Annotated in this window: 17 protein-coding genes and 2 pseudogenes; 8 read left to right on the top strand and 11 right to left on the bottom strand. The window is 58.1% G+C overall.

The window, feature by feature from the left end:
- Positions 1 to 79 precede the first annotated feature (79 nt).
- The gene (locus HS103_14685; GenBank protein ID MBE7514046.1) at positions 80 to 1597 is read left to right on the top strand and encodes a radical SAM protein; all 1518 of its coding nucleotides are present in this window, start codon (positions 80 to 82) and stop codon (positions 1595 to 1597) included.
- Between the two features lie 166 nt (positions 1598 to 1763).
- Positions 1764 to 1907 (top strand): hypothetical protein, encoded by a 144-nt coding sequence (locus HS103_14690; GenBank protein ID MBE7514047.1) that lies wholly within the window; start codon positions 1764 to 1766, stop codon positions 1905 to 1907.
- A gap of 570 nt (positions 1908 to 2477) precedes the next feature.
- Here HS103_14690 and HS103_14695 read toward each other — a convergent pair.
- A complete protein-coding gene (locus tag HS103_14695; protein ID MBE7514048.1) occupies positions 2478 to 3209 on the bottom strand; it encodes a response regulator transcription factor in 732 nt (243 codons plus the stop codon).
- Positions 3210 to 3518: 309 nt separating this feature from the next.
- Here HS103_14695 and HS103_14700 point away from each other — a divergent pair, with 309 nt between their 5' ends.
- From HS103_14700 to HS103_14715, 4 genes are all read left to right on the top strand, one after another.
- Positions 3519 to 4661, top strand: a complete 1143-nt coding sequence (locus tag HS103_14700) for an ABC transporter ATP-binding protein (GenBank protein MBE7514049.1) — start codon at positions 3519 to 3521, stop codon at positions 4659 to 4661.
- Between the two features lie 72 nt (positions 4662 to 4733).
- On the top strand, positions 4734 to 6035 hold the full coding sequence (locus HS103_14705; protein MBE7514050.1) for an ABC transporter permease: 1302 nt from the start codon (positions 4734 to 4736) through the stop codon (positions 6033 to 6035).
- A 1-nt stretch (position 6036) separates the two neighbouring features.
- Entirely contained in the window at positions 6037 to 6903 is an 867-nt protein-coding gene (locus HS103_14710) for an ABC transporter permease (GenBank protein ID MBE7514051.1), read from the top strand.
- Between the two features lie 7 nt (positions 6904 to 6910).
- Positions 6911 to 8608 (top strand): NERD domain-containing protein, encoded by a 1698-nt coding sequence (locus HS103_14715; GenBank protein ID MBE7514052.1) that lies wholly within the window; start codon positions 6911 to 6913, stop codon positions 8606 to 8608.
- Between the two features lie 531 nt (positions 8609 to 9139).
- On the opposite strand, the pseudogene HS103_14720 reads toward HS103_14715, so the two are convergent.
- The 10 genes and pseudogenes from HS103_14720 to HS103_14765 form a co-directional block, all read right to left on the bottom strand.
- Positions 9140 to 9262, bottom strand: a pseudogene (locus HS103_14720) (type III secretion system needle length determinant).
- A gap of 927 nt (positions 9263 to 10189) precedes the next feature.
- Positions 10190 to 10525, bottom strand: a pseudogene (locus HS103_14725) (hypothetical protein).
- 200 nt (positions 10526 to 10725) lie between these two features.
- On the bottom strand, positions 10726 to 11031 hold the full coding sequence (locus tag HS103_14730) for a hypothetical protein (GenBank protein MBE7514053.1): 306 nt from the start codon (positions 11029 to 11031) through the stop codon (positions 10726 to 10728).
- A gap of 33 nt (positions 11032 to 11064) precedes the next feature.
- A complete protein-coding gene (locus HS103_14735) occupies positions 11065 to 11976 on the bottom strand; it encodes a peptidylprolyl isomerase (GenBank protein MBE7514054.1) in 912 nt (303 codons plus the stop codon).
- A gap of 161 nt (positions 11977 to 12137) precedes the next feature.
- The gene (gene lysA, locus HS103_14740) at positions 12138 to 13376 is read right to left on the bottom strand and encodes a diaminopimelate decarboxylase (GenBank protein ID MBE7514055.1); all 1239 of its coding nucleotides are present in this window, start codon (positions 13374 to 13376) and stop codon (positions 12138 to 12140) included.
- Positions 13373 to 14149, bottom strand: a complete 777-nt coding sequence (locus HS103_14745; protein ID MBE7514056.1) for an alpha/beta hydrolase — start codon at positions 14147 to 14149, stop codon at positions 13373 to 13375. The genes lysA and HS103_14745 overlap by 4 nt, the downstream gene beginning before the upstream one ends.
- Positions 14150 to 14312: 163 nt before the next feature.
- A complete protein-coding gene (locus HS103_14750) occupies positions 14313 to 15872 on the bottom strand; it encodes a hypothetical protein (GenBank protein MBE7514057.1) in 1560 nt (519 codons plus the stop codon).
- 89 nt (positions 15873 to 15961) lie between these two features.
- Positions 15962 to 16321, bottom strand: coding sequence for a hypothetical protein (locus HS103_14755; protein ID MBE7514058.1), 360 nt, complete (start codon positions 16319 to 16321; stop codon positions 15962 to 15964).
- A gap of 116 nt (positions 16322 to 16437) precedes the next feature.
- Positions 16438 to 17106, bottom strand: a complete 669-nt coding sequence (locus HS103_14760) for a response regulator transcription factor (protein MBE7514059.1) — start codon at positions 17104 to 17106, stop codon at positions 16438 to 16440.
- A 125-nt stretch (positions 17107 to 17231) separates the two neighbouring features.
- On the bottom strand, positions 17232 to 18386 hold the full coding sequence (locus HS103_14765) for an SMP-30/gluconolactonase/LRE family protein (GenBank protein MBE7514060.1): 1155 nt from the start codon (positions 18384 to 18386) through the stop codon (positions 17232 to 17234).
- On the opposite strand from HS103_14765, the gene HS103_14770 reads away from it, so the two are divergent.
- Complete coding sequence (locus tag HS103_14770; GenBank protein MBE7514061.1) at positions 18374 to 19021, top strand: hypothetical protein; 648 nt, start codon at positions 18374 to 18376, stop codon at positions 19019 to 19021. The two genes, HS103_14765 and HS103_14770, sit on opposite strands and share 13 nt — an antisense overlap.
- Before the next feature lie 94 nt (positions 19022 to 19115).
- Positions 19116 to 20153, top strand: a complete 1038-nt coding sequence (locus tag HS103_14775) for a hypothetical protein (protein ID MBE7514062.1) — start codon at positions 19116 to 19118, stop codon at positions 20151 to 20153.
- The last annotated feature ends 1 nt before the right edge of the window (position 20154 follow it).

Below are 20154 nucleotides of genomic sequence, written 5' to 3' on the forward strand. Positions count from 1 at the left end.
AACATCCTTCCAAACACACCCACGATTTGCCCTTTCTGGGTATAGTAGGTGGGAAGAAGACGGGCAAAGGGTGCAGCATATGATTCATACAATTTCCCCGGCGGTACGCGCCACAACCGATGGAACGCCTGATATTTTGCTGGTGAACCCCCTCATTGTGGTGACCGACCCTGTTGAAGAACGCCTGATGACGCCCTATTTCCCGCTTGGCTTGCTCTACCTCGCCGCCGTTCTGCGGGAGAATGCCTATAGCGTGGCGATGTACGACGGCGCGTTCCAGCCCAATTACGCCAGTTTCGAGGCGGCGATGATCCGCCTGAAACCAAAGGTAGTCGGCATTACGGCGCTAATCACCACCCGCCGTAACGCACTGGCATTAGCTGAGATTGCCAAAAAACACGGAGCGTTCGTCATCTTTGGCGGACCCGACCCGACAGGCAAACCAGACGCCTATTTGAAACACAAAAACGCCGATGGTGGGCGCATTGTTGATCTGATCGTCTGGGACGAAGGGGAAAACACCCTGATCGAGGTGATGAATCACCTGACGGGGCGGAACGGCGCAGACCTACTGAGTCTTCAGCAGATCAAGGGACTGCGCTACCTTGCCGATGATGAATCCCTCATCAGCACGCCGCGCCGCCCTCCGATTGACGACCTTGACAGCCTGCCCTTCCCCGCTCGTGATCTGATCGACGTGGACGCCTATCGCGTTAATTGGAGCGCCCGACACGGCTATTGGAGTCTGAGCCTGATCAACACACGGGGCTGCCCCTACGCCTGTACATGGTGTCAGAAGGGGATTTTCGGGCGCTCTTACCGCTCTCGTTCAGCGGCGAATGTGGCGGAGGAAATGCGCCTGATCAAAGATCACTACAAGCCCGATCAGGTGCGCGTTGTGGATGATATTACGGGTGTGGATCGGGAATGGGTCTTTGAATGGCGTGATGAGGTTGCCAAGCGCGACGCGGCGATTCCCTTTGAGTGCCTCAGCCGCGTCAACCTTGTTGATGTGCCGATGTTGACGGCGTTGAAAGATATTGGCTGCCAAAAGATTTACTTTGGGGCGGAGAGCGGATCGCAAAAAGTGCTGAATGCGATGAAGAAGGGGTCAAAAGTAGAGCAAATCTATCGGGCGGCGGAAGCCTGCCGTCAGGTGGGGATTCACGTTTACTACTTCATGATGGTTGGCTATCCGGGCGAGGATATGGACGATTTGTATCAATCGGTGAAACTGCTGACGGAGACCGTCCCTGACAGTTTCAGCACGACAATTGCCTACCCACTGCCGGGGACGGAGTTTTACCAGCAAGTGCGGGATCGGATCATGCACGACGGCGACGATTGGGCGTTCACCGCCGAAAATCGCCTGTTATTCCAACGAGGCAAGTACAATACAGAATTCTACCGGTGGGTGCAGCGCTGGTTTAACAAGGAATGGGAAGTGGCGCGGGCGCGTTCGGGGCGGGCGCCCGTCTCCGGGCTGCGCTATCTGCGCAGCCTGATGGGGTTACACCTCAGTCGGGGGATGGTGCGGCTGATCGCTCGTCTACCCGGGGGAACAACGATTGAGTTCACCCCAGCGCCGGGGAGGTAGGGTGGTTTGCGGCGTGCCGCCGAATATTCCCATGCGGACACGGTGTGACCCACAATACGGACACGGCGTGCCGTGTCCCTAAAGTTTGGCATATATTGCAGGAGAGAGTCTTTGGCGTTAGGTTCAAGTTGGAAACAAGAAGCCGACCACAAAGACTTAGAGGGGAATGATGGCACGAACAAAAGAACTCATTAAGCAGGTGCTGAAACTATGGGAAGCACACGGCGAGAGTTTCGGTCAGCAGCGGGTGTATGTGCGGGTGCTGGCTTTGTTTGTGGGGAGTTGTTTGCCTATATCAGCCATCGGGTAACCGACCGGCTGAGAGGGCTAGGTTTAGTGAAGGACGATTGGAGCAGTTGGTATCGGGTGCTGGAACGGGCGCTTGACGAAAAAGCAACTAAGGATTATGAAGCGGGGGGGACCTATGTCCAATGGTTACGGCAGAACTTGAACCGGCTCGGTCTCGGTCAACGCCCGTTGTTGGCTTTAGCCGATGGCAGCTTCGATAAGGTCGAGTTCTGGAATCACTTACCGGCTCAGACGTGGACCCTCGTGCGCACCGCCTTCTCCCTGTTTTGTCCCCGTCACCCACCTTTTGGTCTAAAATTGAGCCTCTTTTCGACCCTTTTTACTCCTCATTCACCTCCCCTCCTTTTCCTTCCCCCTAAAAAGTGCCAACTTCAGGGACGCGCCCCAGGGGACGTCCGCCTATGCCTGACTCCGCGCTAATGCACGGGCATGAAATCAGGGTTTTAGAAGCGTTCTCAAACCTCCCCTTGTGGGAGAGGGGACTAGGGGGTAAGGGTACATTTTAAGTCCCGAAGGGGGGTCACTCGTTGCCCGCTGCTTCAGCAGTGGGCAAACGACATAAGGTCGCCTGTTACAGTGCGCCCGCGCCGCCCACTGAGGGTTCCTCCCGATGAACCAGACGGTAACCAACGCCCGGCTCATTGAGGATATAAAAGGGGTTTGTCGGGTCGCGCTCAATTTTTTGGCGCAGCCGCCAAATCGTCGCCCGCAGGATATGAACATCCTCCGAATATTCCGCCCCCCACACATGCGCCAACAAATAATCGTGGGTCAGGACGCGATTCGTGTTCTCCGCCATCGTCACCAAAAGGCGGTACTCCGTTGGCGTCAGGTGAACCTCGCTGGCATCGACCTTCACCAACCGAGCGGCATAATCAATGAGCAAGCCGTTGTTGGAATAGACTGTCGCCCGTTCAACGGGCGCATCGTTTTGACGGTAGCGGCGCATCACAGCGACGATGCGGGCTTGCAGTTCCCGCGTCCCAAAGGGTTTCGTCAGGTAATCATCGGCGCCCAACATCAGCGCCTTCACTTTGTCGTCCTCGGCGTCATTCGCCGTCAGGATGATGATGGGCATGTCATGTTGGCGGCGGATATTCTCCAAGACTTCCAAGCCATGCATCCTCGGTAAGCGCAGATCGAGCAAGACGAGATCGGGGCGGTTTTCCCCCACCAGTTCAAGTGCTTTCACCCCATCAGGGGCAACCAACACCTCATAGCCCATCGTTTGCAAACTGCTCCGCAGATAGCGGGAAACTCGTGGTTCATCTTCCACAACCAAAATGAGTAAGGTATCACGCATAATTTTTCCCCTGCCCTGGATGCTTGTTGCAAACATGCCTTCTCCCCTCAGTATATGTCAAGCTAGGGAAATCTGCACACCGCTTCCATACGGTCTGCTGCCTTGTGAGCCTCCCAAAGGAACGGCGGGGCGCCCTTCGTTGGGGGGATGTTTTCCGCGATCCCACGCCGGAATACGGGCATAATCCGTGTGTAAGAAATATCACCGCTTGTCACAAAAATATGACGTTCAGATCACCCTGATTTCTTGTATGATCAGCGCTTATGATGATCACCGAAAACGTAGTGAGATTCCACTCCCCAACCCAACATGTCCTATGCGATTGAACTGGTTCAGGTAACCAAATCGTTTGGAAATTACGTCGCTGTCGATAACGTCTCCTTGCAGATCAAAGACGGCGAGTTTTTTTCTCTGTTGGGTCCTAGCGGGTGTGGCAAGACAACCTCCCTGCGGATGATCGCCGGATTTGAAATGCCCACCAGCGGCGAGATTCACCTGCACGGGCAATCCGTTGGCGACCTCCCCCCCTTCAAGCGCCCCATCAACACCGTCTTTCAAAATTACGCCCTCTTTCCGCACCTCAGCGTTGCCCAAAATGTGGGCTTTGGCTTGGAGATGCGCCACATCCCTAAACCAGAGATCACCGCACGGGTGGGCGAAGCACTGGCGATGGTGCGCATGGCTGAATTTGCCAACCGCCGCCCGAATCAACTCTCTGGCGGGCAGCAGCAGCGCGTGGCGCTGGCACGGGCGTTGGTCAACCGCCCAGAGGTGCTGCTTTTGGACGAGCCGCTAGGGGCGCTTGATCTCAAGCTCCGCAAGCAGATGCAGCTTGAGCTAAAGGCGATGCAAGCAGAAATCGGGATCACCTTTATTTATGTCACCCACGATCAGGAAGAAGCCCTGACGATGAGTGACCGGATCGCCGTAATGCATCGCGGTAAAGTGCTGCAATGCGCCTCCCCCCGTGAGATTTACGAGCGTCCGCTCTCTCGCTATGTTGCCGATTTTATTGGCGAGACGAACTTTCTAGAGGGCGTTTTGACCGCGAACGGCGACCTTGCCGAAGTGACCGTAGGCGATGCTGTGCGCGTTATTGCCGCCCCCACCACGGACACCACCGCCGGACAGAAAGTGACTGTCGCTATACGCCCAGAGAAAATCAACGTCGTTTGGCTGCGTGACAGCGAGGGAAACCCGCTTGATCCAGAGGCGAAAGCGGCGCAAATCATGGCAGAGGAAGGTTGTGTCTCGGCGCGGGCGGCGATCAAAGAGTCGATCTACATCGGCACGGACACTCGTTACGTTGTGCGGCTGACGGGGAGCGCCGAAGGGACGGAAATGGTGGCGCGGATGCAGAATTTCGGCACTCGCTACGATCAATACATCCCTAAAGGCGAAGCCGTTCTTGTTTATTGGACGCCCGAAAATGCCCGTATTTTGTTGGATTAGCCTGCTTTTAGCCGAGTGCTTTAGCACTGGAAAGACGAACGCATACAGCGGAGGTGACTAGAACCGACAAGGATGATCAGCACAGCAGCAGCACCTACAGATTCAAGGCAAGACGCCGGGGCGCATTACCGTTTGCGCTTTGACCGTGCCGCCGGATGGGTGGCACTCCTGAACGCCCTCCTGTGGACGGCACTTCTGCTGCGCGGGACAGTCTTCGGCAGTTGGCTGCTCGCCGTGCGGGAAGGTGTTTCCCTCCTCCCTATCGAGGCGTCGCTCCAAGCACTAGGGATGAGCCGAGGGGCGTTCCTCATTGGGGCGGGGCTACTCGCCTTTGCCGCTGCCGATGGGGTGCTTGGTGTTGGGCTGCTGCGAGGGCATCGCTTGGCGCGTCCCGCTGCCTTCCTGCGGGCGGCGGCTGGCTTGGGCGGTTGCCTCGCCTATTACCTGCTGACACAGGATTTTGTCACGGCGCTTGTCCTTGCCTCGCTGCAAGGGTTGATCCTCGCTTTCCTCTCGCGCAGTGCGGGTTTGATCATTGCCTATCCAGGGATCACCTTTGTGATCGTCTTTTTCCTTGTGCCGCTGCTGAGCATCTTCGCCTTCAGTCTAGGGCGGGGGACGGCGCTAGGCACAGTGGATGTGAGCAGCCCCAATTTCGACAATTTTCTGCGCATTGTCTCACCCGTTGGCAGAAGTGGTCTGGTCTACATTGATACCATCCTGCGAACGGTCTGGATCGCCTTCCTAAACACAGCGATCTGCCTGATCATCGCCTACCCCTTTGCCTTTTGGATGGCACAACAGCCGGAAAAGCGGCGGAACATCCTCATGGTGCTGGTGATGATTCCTTTTTGGACAAACCTCTTGATTCGCACCTATGCGTGGCTGGTAATCCTTCGCAAAGATGGCTTGCTCAACAACTTGTTGATTGATGTTTTTGGCGTGATCGATAAACCGCTCGAACTGACGAATACCCCCGTCGCGCTCTTGCTTGGGTTGGTTTACGGCTACCTCCCTTTTATGATCCTCCCTCTCTACACAACGATAGAGCGGCTGGACAAGCGCTACATCGAAGCGGCGTCCGATCTTTACGCCCGCCCCACCCAAACACTCTGGCGGGTGATCTTCCCGCTGACGATGCCGGGTATTGTGGCGGGCTGCATTTTGGTGTTCATCCCTTCGGTGGGGACATATGTCGTGACAAACGTCCTCGGCGGCGGCAAGATTTACCTGATTGGCAATCTGCTGGAGCAACAATTCATGACCAGCAACGGCGATAAAGCGTTCGGGGCGGCGTTTGGCGTTGTCCTCACGCTCCTCATGCTGGCGGCAACGATGATCTACTTCAGGCTTGGGCGGAAGGAAGCATACTGACATGGCACAAACTCACCTTAGCACCCGTGTTGCGCCAAATGCGCTGCCTCGCCTGCACCTGCCCCGCCTGCGCTTGGGGCGCTTGGCGCTGCCAACGGTGGGCATACTGGGCTTTGCCTTTCTCTATATCCCCATCTTCGTCCTGATCGTCTTTTCCTTCAACAGTGGCTCACGGATGGGGCAGTGGGAAGGCTTTAGCCTGAAGTGGTACGAAAGCGTCTTTCAAGATCGGCGCATCATGGCATCCTTCGAGGTCTCTTTGTGGGTTGCCCTCCTCTCGACGGTGATCAGCACCCTTTTGGGGACAATGGTCGCGCTGGCACTAGATCGCTTCAGATTTCGCGGGCGGACAACCTTCGACGGTATTCTTTACCTGCCGGTGATCATCCCCGATATTGTCATGGCGTTGGCGCTGCTGCTGTTCTTTAGCTCGGTGGAGATGAAACTGAGCCGCTGGACGATCCTCTTGGGGCATATCGCCTTCAGCGTGTCCTATGTGTGCGTTGTGGTGCGGGCGCGGCTGGCGACGATGGATCGCCGTTTAGAAGAAGCCGCTGCCGATCTCTACGCATCGCCCTTCGCCGCCTTCCGGCGGGTGACTCTCCCCTTGCTAATGCCCGGAATCATCGCTGGCGCACTCATGGCGTTCACCCTCTCCATTGATGAATTCGTGATCACGTCCTTTATCGGCGGGCAAGGCGATACAACCATCCCCGTGCGGATTTTCTCCATGCTCCGCTTTGGCTTGAAACCAGAGATCAACGCGCTGGCGGTGATCATCCTGATGATGTCCTCTGTGTTGGTCGTTTTTTCATTAGTCATGCAAAATAGAGGGCTAAAGGTACAGGCAAATTACATGGGGCAGTAGAACCCTTATGGCGGAGATGATCCCCACCGAATGTCACCCCGACACGGCGAGTTATGCGGAGAAAACGCTCTTTCCCATCTTTCAGAAAGGGCTGGACTCAACGTTCATCGTCTTTCATGGAGCGGCACTGCAAGCGGTGAACACCGCACAAGGGGGGGTGAATGACCGCGAGATCGACTTTCTGATCGCCCATCCTCAACACGGACTGTTGGCGCTTGAAGTGAAGGGTGGGCAGATTAGGGTGGAACGCGGGCAGTGGCGGCAAAACGGCAACCCGATGCGGAAAACCCCGATCAAGCAGGTGAAACAAGCCACCTATGACCTCCACGCCCACCTGAAAAAAGCCCCCCAAACAAAATCCTTCCACTACCCGCTGTGGTATGGGGTCGCCTTCCCCGATGTCGATGTGGAGGGCGATCTGGGGACGGATGCCCCTCGTGTGATCATCCTTGACAAGCGCGATTGCCGCTCCGATGCCCTCCAAGAGACCCTTGTGGCGATATACCAGCATTACGTAAAAACGGAGGACACCTCCCCCGGCGAAGCGGGGATCGCTGCCCTCGTGAGCCTTCTTGCGCCAAGCTATACACTCCGTTCCCTGTTAACAAAGGATTTCGAGGATGAGGCAGCGCGGATCAAGGTTCTGACAGAAGAACAATATGAGGTGTTGGAAGAACACCTTGCCAAAAACACGAATTACCTGATCACCGGCGTTGCCGGGTCGGGCAAGACGATGCTGGCGATGGAACATGCCTCCCGTTTGGCAAAGGCGGGCAAGCGCGTCCTGTTCACCTGTTTCAACCGCGCCCTCATGGAATGGCTGCGCCACACCTACCCAAGCGAGGCAGCCATCCAGATCACAAATTTTCATGATCTGTGCGCCACCTTTCCACCCAAATATGGCATTCCTGTTCCCAACCATTCAGAGGCAATGGAGAAAGCGGGGATCAGCCAACAGGATTATTTTCAAGGAATTTTGCCGCAAAAGCTGAGCGATGCCGCCGAAAAAATGCCCGATGCGGATCGCTTTGATGCCATTCTGGTTGATGAGGGGCAGGATTTTCGACAGACGTATTGGACGCCGCTGATGATGCTTTTGAAAGACCGCAGCGCCAGCCATTTTTACATTTTTTGCGACGACAGCCAGACCCTTTATGGACGGCACACCTTCCCTTTTGAAGCGCCCACCTACCACCTGAAGAAAAATCTGCGTAACACGCGCCCCATTGGGGAGCGCGTCGGAAAGTTCCACCGAGGGAAGGGGGACTATCGGGCGGCGGGACCGGATTCGGTGAATGTTGTCCAAATCCGTGAGGGGAAGGATCAACGCGCCCTCCTTGCCGATGCTCTCGCCACCCTAAAACGGGAGCAGATTCCCGCCCACCATATTGTCTTGCTCACCCCGCTGCGCGGGCAAAGCCAATGGAAAGAGGGCGAGACGGTAGGCGGCTTCACCCTCCGCTGGCGTGGCGCAGAGGGACTGCCCACCGCAGAGGGGGTGGAGACGATCTCCGTCCAGACAATCCAGAGCTTCAAAGGGCTGGAACGCCCCGTCGTGATCGTCTCTGAACTGCGCCGCGCCATTCATATGTACAAAGAACCAGAAACCTACGAAAACCTTGTCTATGTGGCGCTCTCGCGGGCAAAACATTACCTCATCGTGATCGGCGGACTGCCCGCGTGGACGAATAATCCGCCCCTCTGATTCGGACACCCTTTCTGACTCGTCCTTATGGAGCGGGTGCGGAGTAAAGATGCCCTGCGATTAATACGGTTGATTCTGTTGAAACTCAATCACAGTGACATTCTCATCGCAGCCAGAGCGCGTTTGGACACTCACCTTGTCGGAGATGGGCGCACCTGTTGAGCCGATTAACTGGACAGTGTAATCCTCTACGATGGGGATCGGATTCACAAAGGTATTGAAACTCCCATCACCAAGCGTTGCCGTTTTGCCAACAACCTCAATCGTATCGATGCGCGGTTGGACAGAGGTAATCCGCACGGCAAGCGGTTTACTTCCCACATTGAAGGGCTGCCCATCCAGATTCAAAATGACCCCGGCAATGCTCTGCCAGCGGCAGGCTTCCGTCCCGCTGTGCGGTTGGTAGCGAATAGCCCCAACGGTGAAGGGGAACGGCGCGGGGGTAAAACGCGGCGTCACGGTGGGGGGCAGGGCAAGCGTGGCAGATGATTCCGTCGCGGGGGGTTCGTCGGTTGCCCCTCCGCCCACCACAGGGGTATTCGTGACCGTTGGAGTGGCGGTGGGGGTGATTGTCGGGGTTTCGGTGGGCGTTGCCGTCGGGATCGTCGGCGTTGGCGGTTCAGGGGTGAAGCTCGCCGTTGGTGTCAGCGTTGGGGGGAAAGTTGCCAAGACGAGGATCGGTGGGTAGGTTGCCACAGGGAGGGGGTTCAACGGCGAACGCGGGTTGGCGATCAGCAGAATGGTGTAGGCGATCACCCCCACCGTCAGCAGCAAAAATATCGCCGTGATCATATCGGCACAACCGCCCCCACGCCGAACGGGAGCGCTGTATTCAGCATATTCCGGGGCAGCCACGTCTGGCGCTGGGCGCCGCCGTCGGCGTGAGGGAAGTGGCGCTACCGGAACGTCGGGCGGATCAATGATCTCGAAGGGCGGCTGTTCTTCAGCGGGAGACTCATCATCGCCCTCATCGGCTGCTGTGGGCAGGGGGGGGCGACGGCGGCGGGAACGGCGGGACCGCGCAGCACTGTCCTGTTCGGCGTCGTCAAAGGCGCTGCGTGGCTCGTTTGGCTCGGACGGGTGTGGCGGCTTGCGGCGTGTGCCAGCAGGCAGCGGCAGTTTCTCAGAGAGATCGTCGTAATCGTCTCCCCCATCAGCAGGGGGAAGGGTTGGGTTAGTCGTCATAAAAGCCCCTTAGAATGGGCGTAGCTGAACAAAATGAACACGCGCCACATTTGTATCACACGTTCCGCGAAAATCAACGAGGATACGGGGCGTCAGGATGCCCCCCTCGGCAGAGCGCAGTTCAACGGCATATTGCCCCCGCATGGCGCGGCGTCCCACCGGCACAACCCACCCCAAAAAGGTATCGGTATCAATGGGGACGCTCATAGAGAATCCTTCCGCTCCGGTGATCAGCACATAAACACCTGTGTCGGTGGTCAGCCGTTCCCCTTGTAAGCCATAGACAAGCCCGCTCAGGGCTTGGTAACGGCAGCCCTCTACCCCATCATGCGGGGTAAAGAGCGGCGCATCGGGCGCCGGGGCAAAGGGGAAGGCATAGGTGGGCGTGGGGCTTGGCGGCGTTGTCGTCGGTGTTGGGGAAGGACCGGGCGTGTGGCTGGCGGTGGGCGTGGGGCGGAAAATACTGCGCGTGGGGGCGGGTGTGCGGGTGGGACGCGGCGTGTTTGTCAGGGTGGGTGTCTCAGTGGGGAGCGGTGTCTCGGTGGGCGTTGGCGTCTCGGTGATCGTTGGTGCGCCGGGGGGGAGCAGCGTTTCGGTAAAGGTGGGGAGCAGTGTCACCGGAAGATTCGTCGGCGTGATCGTATTCGTGGGCGTATCTGTCGGGGTGGCAGTGGGGGTTTCAGTGGGTGTGGCAGAGGGGGTGTGGCTGGCGGTAGGCGTCACGGTAGGCAGGGCAAGGACGACAATCGACGTAGGAGTCTGCGGGGCAAACAGGGCGGGGGGGGGAATCACCTTCCCCACCACCAGCGCCGTCCCTACCGCTACTACTGCGGTCAGGCTGAGCAGGATCAGCGTGATCAGATTCAGGCAGCCCGTCCAGCAGCCGCTTCGCTTTCGCATTGACGTGCTTCCCGAAATACGGATAGAGCCACTCAGCCGTTCGGCGTCCCCGTCCCACTGGGCGCACCTTCCTCAACGGGTGTGCGCGAAGGCGTCGCCGTCTCGGTGGGGGTGAAAGTTGCCGTTGGGGGTAGCGTGGCGCTAGGGGTAGCGGTGGGTGTCTCGGTGGGCAAGACCACCGTCGCCGGAATGGTCGAATTGTAGGGCGCAAAGAGCGCCGGCGGCTTGATCACATTGACCAAGAGCAAAATCGAACACAGGCAAATAAAGACGGTCAGCCCGATGAAGACCAACGTCACTGTGTTGTAGAACCCATCGTTCCCGGATCGTGCCGTCATCGAACCCCGCCCCCTTGTGTATGCGTGTGTGTGCTAAATAAACCGCTCAATCTGCGCTTTGGTGACGAGGGCTTGCAGCCACGCCTCAAAAGCCGTCTCGCTCAGGCGAAAACATGTTTCCTGATCGATAGGACGATCTGACGCCCGTTCAAGCGTCTGGATGATATGATAACCCAACTCGCTCTTTACGGGGGCGCTGAATGTATTCATTGGTTGGGTAAAGGCGGTATCTTCCACAATGGGTTGAAGCAACTGCCCCCGCGCAAACCAACCAAGATCGCCGCCCACGTCGCGCGTCGTCACGTCCAACGAGAACTGCCTTGCTAGGGCAACAAAATCGCCGCCCTTCATCAGTTGATCGTACAATGCTTTCGCCACACTTTCCTCTAGAACGAGGATATGCCGCGCCCGAACTTGCTCCACCGCAAGGCAGGTGTTCGCTGTGACAACATCGCGCATTTTTTGGGTGATCAGCGCCGAGCGCAAAACGCCCCGAAAATCGTCCTCGCTAAGGCGATCCGCCGCCAACTGTGCCAGCCAGTTTTCGCGGTTTCCGGCAATACCGACCATCACGGCGATTTCGGCGTCCACTTCCGCCTCCGTCACTGTAATCTGCTGAATGGCTGCCGCTTGCTCAATCAACACCTGCTGGATGAGCGTCTCTAGGACAATAGCGCGAAAGGCGGGGAGATCAAGGGGCGGCGCTTCTCCGGCGAAACTTAAGCCTTCCAAACGCCGATTCGTCTCGTGATCGAGGGTGGACATCAAAATTGCTTGTCCGTTCACCGTTGCCGCAACGGGATCAGGTGTCCCTTGCGCCGCCGCCAAACGAGGATAGCCCACAATGGACACAGCGAGAAGAAACATCCCCACCCCAATCACGGCGCGGGTTAGGAAACGAACGGTCAAGGCTGAGGCTGCGATTCGGTAAAGGGTGAGATTCAAGCAGGATTACTCCCCAAAAAGGATGCGCTGGACGACGGCGCAAGTATAGCGCGGCATAGCATCCATGCAAGCGGCACTACTGCATTGCCAGAGTGCGGCACTCTATGAGCGTTGGGGGTTCTGTTCTGTCCGGTTGCCGCACCCCTTAGTGTTTACATTGTTTACAGCCCTTCCTCAAGAGCGACCAAATCATCCCATGTTTCGCGGCGACGTGCTATCCGCCACTGCCCCCCTTCGGCAACGATCTCTGGTGGGCGGGGACGGGCGTTGTAGGTTGACCCCATCACCGCTCCATACGCTCCGGCGTGCAGCACAGCTAAAATATCCCCTTCCTTCAGAGGATGGAGGGCTACCCGCGCCCGCAGCACATCGGCGCTCTCGCACACCGGACCAACAATTTGGGTGGGGATCAACGTAGAATCAGCCATACCCTGACGTTCATAAAGGGGTAAGACGCCGTGTGTTGCTCCGTAGAGCGCCGGACGAATCAACTCCGTCATGCCGCCGTCGGTGACGGCAAGGCACGCCACATCGCCTCCGCCGGGCTTTAGGTATTGCACCGTGATCAGCAGGACACCCACATCAGCAGCGATGTACCGCCCGGGCTCAAGGATCAGATGGATGGTTCGCCCACGCAGCAGGGGGCGAACCGCCTCGGCAAAGGTCTCGATTGAGGGGACGCTCTCGCCCATATAGGCAACGGGAAAGCCCCCCCCTAAATCAAGCGTGTGAAGAAAGGGGTGTGCCTCAAAAAGAGGTAAGACTGCCTGAAGTGCTTCCGCTGTTCGTGTCGCATTGCCCACCTGACTGCCAATATGGATGTGCAGTCCAGCAATATCAAGGTGCGTCCGCAGGGATTCATCCGCCAAGATCGCCTTTGCCTCGTCAAGGGCGATCCCAAACTTGGAGGCGGCGTGACCGGTATCAATGTAACTGTGGGTATCGGCGTGAACATCGGGGTTCAGGCGCAGGGCGACGCGGGGGTGCTTGCCCGCTGCTTGTGCTACCGCTGCCAAACGGCGGAATTCGCCGCTACTCTCCACGTTGATCCAGCCAATGCCCATACCTACTGCGTACTCAAGTTCGGCGCGTGTTTTCCCGACGCCAGCAAAAACAATCTGGTCGGGACGCGCCCCCCCCCGCCGCGCCCGAAAAATCTCTCCGGCAGAGACGGCATCTAGCCCGCAGCCCATGCCTACCAGCGCCCGAATCAGAGCAAGATTGGCATTTGCCTTCAGGCTGTAATGGATCTCCGCTTCAGGAAATGCCGCCTGTAAGCGGCGGACATTTTCTCCCACTCGATCTAGGTCATAGATGTAGCAGGGTGTCCCCACCGCAGAGGCAATCGCTGCCAGCGAAACGCCGCCAGCGTGCAGCACCCCTTCGTGATAGGCGATCATGACTTATCCACGTCCTTCAAAAAGGCGCGGTAGGCGGCAATGAATGCCTCTGGCTGCTCACTATGAATGGCATGACCAGCCCCTTTGAACGCCTCCAAACGGCGGATCATCTTTTCCCGTGCGGCTTGGCGGATGAACCGCTCTCCGGCAACGATGGGGTTCAACGTGTCATGCTCGCCAAGCATCAAAAACAGCGGGCAGAGGATTTCCGAGGCACGCCCCAAACTGAGATCGCCGCCCGCCTCAATCATGGCGGCGAACCCTTCCACCCACGCCCGATGCCAACTGTACACATCCTGTCCGGGATGCTTTGCCTCTAAGCTGGTGTCAAACCAACTGGGCATTTTGCCCTGCCGAGCGCGTTGGGCGGCATCCAAGCCAAACGCGCCCACAGCCCCCCATGCCATCACCGAGCGGCATAAATCAGGGCGCATAATGGGCATCAGCAGCGCCACCTCGCCGCCATCGCTAAAGCCGGCAATATGGACATCCTTCAGGCTGATTTCATCGAGAAAGGCGCACATGACGCCCGCATCCCGAAAGTAAAAATCCTGGGGAAAGGTGCGGTGGGGGGGGACACTGTTTCCATAGCCCGGGAGGTCAGGGAGAATACACTGATACTCTGGCAGGGATTCAGCAACGGAGAGTAGATCGCGCCCGACATCCGTCCAGCCATGCATAAGCAGCAGCGGACGCCCCTCCCCAACGGTTTGGTAGTAAATGGTGTGATTGAGTGCTTCGATGGTTGGCATGAGGACACCTAATGAGTTCATAATGGTCTTCATTATAGATCAAGGCGCTATCACGCCAATCTCTCAATTTTGAGGGGAAACAAAGGACGGATGGGCGGTTTCGTGCCTTGCCCCTTACCCCATTCCGTAGGAACGCCCCCTAGAGTGTCCGGCGGGCGGTGGTGTTGGAGCCGCTCAGGTCTATTTAGCCCGATTCCGCCTCGGACATACTTTCCGCAAGGGCAATCAGAGCAGATTCCGCTGCCGCCAAGCGTGTCGTTTCGCCCTCCACCCATCCGCGCAGCGCGTCTGCCAGCGCCCGCCCTTCAGCAATCATGGGCGTCACCGAGGTGGGGCTTGCCCCTCCCAGTCCCCTTCGGCTAGCGACAATGCGCAGCGGGTCCTGGGCGTCGCGGACGGCATCAGCGGGGAGGGCGAGCGTCCGCCCAATGGTTACCTGCGCTGCCGCATCAAGCGCCTCGGTGGTGAGGATCGGATCGCTCTCGGTGGGGATGCCCATCTCCAGCATGGTGCGGATCGCGTAGCCAATAACCTTATGCGCCGTGCGTGGATCAAGCCCCGCCGCCTCGCTGAGGTAATCGCCCAAATCGGTTGCCCCGCTGAAACCCGCCCCTGCCCGCGCCGACAGCCGCTCCGTGTGAAACTCTGCCCGTTTCAGAAGCCCGCTCATCAGGCTGATCACCCGCGTTGTTAGGTCAAGGGCGCGGGGGACTTCGCCATAGGGAAAGAGGCGATTATCCGGCTGCCCAGAGGGGGTCATGTTCGTAGCAATCACGCTCTGCAAAATGGTTGGGACATGCCGCGCCGCCCCGCGCACATAGGCAAGGCTGTAGGGGTTTTTCTTCTGGGGCATGATCACACTCGTCCGCGAGTGGGCGTCGGCAAGCGTCAGATAGCCGAATTCTTCGGTGGCAAAGAGGTACAAATCCTCGGCAAGGCGATCCGCTGTGACAAGCATCGCCACCGCCGCCGCCAAAATCTCTACTGGAATATCGGCTTGCCACATGGCATCCCGCGTATGGGTGATCACTCCCCCAAAGCCAAGCAGCGCCGCCACCCGCCCGCGATTCAACGCCAAGCGTGAGCCATTCACACTGCCGCCCCCCGCCGCACACTCGTTGGCGTTGGCATAGGCGCTCTGCACCCGCCGCATATCCCGACACAAGGGCATGGCAAAAGTCAGCAGGTAATGGGCAAGCGTAGTTGGGTGCGCTTTTTGGAGGTAGGTGTAATCGGGCATGAGCGTCTCGCGGTGGCGCTCTGCCAGTGTGCAGAGTGTCGCCAAGAGATCGCCCAACGCCCCCGCCAGCTTGAGCAGCCCCTCCCGCACGACAATTTGGTAGCCAACGGTGGAGGATTCCCGCCGCGCCCGCCCCGCCCGCAGCCAACCATCAAACCCCTGTTCACGCTCGGTCGGGGGCATCACCTCGCGTAGTTTCTGCTCCCGATTTGTGTAAATATCACCAAAGATGGGGTCGTAGGGAAATTCATCGGGTGGAATCGCGTGAAGAGTGAGTAGCCCTCGGAGCAACGCCGCCCCCGCATCTTGGGGGAGCAAGCCTTCTTCCTTGAGCATAATCACGTAGGCTAGGTCGGTTAGGCTCATCGCCTGATAAAGGAGCGGACCATCCCCGACCTCGTGGGCAAAGGCGGTATTTAGAAGTTCTTCGGCGGGCTGTTCCTTCAGGCGTGAGCCAACGCCCATATGCCCGCTCTGCCGTGCCTTATCGCGGTTATCGGTCATACCCCTATCACCCTGTGATCACCTTATGAGGACGCCTCGCCGGAAACGTCGTGAGGCTGTCGCTGATTGCGGCTGATAAGGGGACTATTCTAGACCGCCGCCCGCACCTCACGCAACCGTTGGAGGTAGGTTTGCAGTGTTGCGATCACCGCCTCAAAGGGGACGGTGACGTGATCGCGGTATGTTTCCACCCCTAAGTTGGATATTTCAGGGCGATCCAAGTAGATGTTGTAATAGCCCGCCCCTTCAAAATCAAGATGGACTCGTTGGCTGGTGTTGTGGGGGGAAAGCGTCAGCGTCAGGTGCGTCAAGCCCGGCTCTATATCAGCGAACATGGGCGCGTTTTGCAGCAGGGGGATCACCTTCAGCAGCGCCATGACATAGGGGGCGTAACGGGTGTTATGGAGTAAGAGATTGAGGTATTCCGTAATGCGCGACCAGTCTTTCATGGGATGTTCCTTTGCGGCAGCACAAGCGAACGGGACGAGTATATATAGCGGTTGGCTCTAGCCCGCTGTCATTCCAGCGGGAGAAAAAACGGATATAGTGTGGGGCATCAGATCCCTTAGCGCCGCAAAAAATCAATGCTGACGGTGTAACCCCGTCCATGTGCCGAGATGATGATTTTCGGGCGGTCTGGGTCGCGTTCGATTTTGCGCCGCAGGTTGCGAATATGGTTGCGGACGAGCGCCGGATCGCCATCGCCGTGCGGGTAATGCCACACCACATGAAGGAGATCAAGGGCGGTCAGATATTCCCCCCGCCGCTGGCAAAGCATATCCAGCAGATCGAATTCAGTGGGCGTTAGATCAACTATGTTGCCATCTAGACGCGCCGAACGGGAGGCTGTGTCAAGGTGCAGCGGTGGGACACGGCCCGATACCCCACGCCGCAAGAGCGCCCGCACCCGTGCCGCCAACTCCCGCCCATTGATCGGCTTCCGTAGGCAATCATCGCCACCAGCATCCAAACAGGCAGCAACACTCTCCCCATTCGATTCCTCGATCAGGCACAAAATGGGCATCCGGTTGTACCCACCCATCGTCCGCAACCGGGCGCATATGGTGGCACAGTCATAGCGCATTCCACCACTATCCACAATGGCAAGGGCAGGGGACTCGGACGGCAAGGCATCCAAGTGGAGCGCATGTCTTGTGCGGAAATCCCCTCCTAGTGATCCCTGGAGGGTTTCAACAAAAGGTTTATCCCCGCTGACGATCAAAATAGTCGCCATGCCCGTGCGTACCTCAGTGGGATTTTCCAGAGTTGGTGCAGTGTACTGTGATGCTATCATGATTTGAAGTATAGAGGATTATCCTATGCATTATTGTGAAAAGTTTGTGAATTCTAAATAGGGAATTACCCCAAAAAACGAATTCTGTAAATTTTCCCCTGCGCCACACCAATATAAAGCCAGCCGCGCCCATCGATGGCAAGCCCCGTCAGGCGATAGGGGTAAAAACTCGTGCGGATCAGCGCCGCATCAGAGGGGGTTCGCCCGGTGACGGGTAAAAAGCGTTCGCTGCGGCGGGTAGCCAGATCAAGGCTGATAATCTCGTAGCCAGCAATTTCTGGGGCGTTCCACGATCCGGCAAGGGCAACCATCAAACGCCCTTGCAGCGCCGGAAACGATGCGCCGTCATAGATCATCATGCCCATGGGGGCGCTTTGCGGGGGCAAGGTGATGAATGGCTCACCGAGGGGGTAAGGTGGCGTCCCACTCAGCGTAATTTGGTACATGGCTGCCGGAACGCCTGCGGGCAAATCGTCTGCAATGTAGAGGGAATTCCCAACCCACGCCAGATCGAAGGGGTGGCGCAGCCCCCTCGCAATCACTTCTGGCGCACCGCGATGGTCAGGATCGAGCCGCAAAAGCGCCCCGCGATCCCCTGCCTCGTCAGGGGGACACGTCTCACAGGCAACGCCCATCCCCACATAAAGCATCCCGTCAGGGGCGATCCGCACATTACCAAAACCATAGCCCGCGCCATCGGAGGGCGATTCATAGAGCGTTGTCAGCACCCCTGTGCGGCTCACAGCGAAGATGCGCCGCGTACCGCTGATATAAAAGCGATCCCGCTGCCCGTCATAGGTCAACCCATAGGGCATTTCAGGGAGATCGCCAAGAAACGTCTCCGGCGGGCTGAAATTTCCCGCCTGATCGGAGATCAGACGGGCGATACGCCGCCCGCCGGAGTCGGCAAAATAGAGTGTCCCATCGGGGGTGAAGGTCAGCGCGGCAGCCCCTACCGTCCCCGGAACTGCCCATCCTTCGGCAAGAATTTCCACACAAAGCGTCTCTGTTGGGCGGAACAGCCAGCGCACCGGATTCTCACAGGGGAGGGCAGCCCCATGAACAGCTACAGGATAGGCGCACAGGAAACCACCTAAGCAAGCCAATATGATGGCATATAGACGGCGCAGGTTCTTGTCTCCCACCAGTAAACGGGCTATAGTCTGCCCCTTATTGGCAGATGAGCATTGAAGCACTGAGGCATAGTGTGGCACGATCACGGTCTTTCACTTTCCGGGCAGGCGGGTTGGGCTATCTGGTCGCCTTCGCTGTGTTTTACCATTATGCCATTCGCCCGCGTATTTTGTCTGTAGGGGTGGAAGGCGACGAGGCGACCTGCCCACTTCCCGGCGATGCGTTTGTGACGATTCCTAGCTACCAAACGACCCGCGCCCTCACCGTTCACGCCCCGCCAGCGGCGGTATGGGGCTGGTTAGCGCAGCTTGGGCGCAAGGGGACGGGCTTTTACGGGTTGGACGCGCTCACCAACAATGGGCAGCCAAGCGCCGCCTACCTCCGCCATGACCTCCCCCCGCTCAGCATCGGCATGAGCATGGATGGCGGCTATGAGGTGCTGGACGTTTCTCCTGCCGAGTGGCTCGTTTATGGGAGCTTCGGGTTATCCACGCCCATTGGGCAGCCCATGTCGCAAACCGTGAGTTTCAACCTTACTCCCCATCCTGAAGGGACGCGGCTGATCCGCCGTGTGCGAGGGTATGTCTTGGGGCGCTTGGGGAAACCCTACAGTCGCCTCTTGGAGGTGATCGATCATTTCGAGGGGACTGTCCAAATGGACAACCTTCGCACACGGGCGGAGGTCATGGCAAGCCTCGTGAAAGCCCCCACCTCCCCATAGGAGCGATCCTAGGAGGTGACCCACTCTGATGATCCCCTCATCGTTCATTTCTCAGGTACAATGAGCGCCCATGCGAACGGAAGGCGCATGATTCATGCTCAAACTTTTCTACGCCCAACTGCCAGAATTTGCCCGCCCCACCCACCCCGTGATGCGCTACCTTTTACTGCGCGAGGGGCGAAAAGCCGGACGCGGAGCGCGGCTGCTGCGCTTCATTCTCATTGGAGGGATGGTCGGCTTGTTAGCGGCAATCAGCTATATTGTTGCCACGCGCTTTGGGCAAGGGGCGCTCCCTCGTGTGAACCCCCACGAAAATCTGTACCTTGCCTTGTATTGGGGCTTGGTGATTTTGCATGTCCTCTTACGGCTTTTTGCCCTGAACGGGACGGTGGGGGGCATTGCCGCTGAAAAACAATTTGGGACGTGGGAGACGCTGAAAGTGACAACGGATGGGGCGCTGCTGACCCTTCGGGCGCGGTGGTCGATGGTCTTTTACCGCCTCGGTCTGCTGCTGACCATTATCACCGTTGCACGGCTGGTCTTTATTGGCGTGGCGCTCTTTAACCTCGTCTCCATTCAGGGGCATTACCTCGATAACATGCTTTCTGGCACAACGCCTCTTGGACAGCCAAGCCTGATGGATAGCTCTATCCTGAGCGGTGTCCTGATCCTCGCTATGATGTTCACGGCGGCGCTGATCGCCCCCTTCACCGCCGTCGCCTTTGACGCCGCGCTAGGGACGCTGATCGGGACGTTTACACGGGGACGCATCGGCGGCTTGTTGGGGCAATTGTTCCTCATGCTGCTACGGGTTGCCATTGTCGCTTGGGCGCTGTGGGTGGGGGCGGCGGCACTCTCGCTCTCGCCCTTTCCCGAACTGCTCGCCTCGTTAAACCCTAGCGGGGGGGCATCCTCGCTGATGGGTGTCTTGGGGGCATTTTTCGGGATTGCCGAAGGCGATTTAGGCTTGACGGCGCTCCACTTGCCCCATGTCCAGCGGATGTGGGCGGATTATGATAACGGGGTCTTTATCGGGGTTGCCTTCTTGGGCTATGTCTTGCTTCAAGCGCTGCTGGCAAACCTGATCATGGCGTGGGCAGGGCGGCGGGCAATCCGCGCTGAGAAGGGGTAGG

It is taken from the genome of Anaerolineales bacterium (assembly GCA_015075625.1).
Classification (GTDB): Bacteria; Chloroflexota; Anaerolineae; order Aggregatilineales; family UBA2796; genus UBA2796.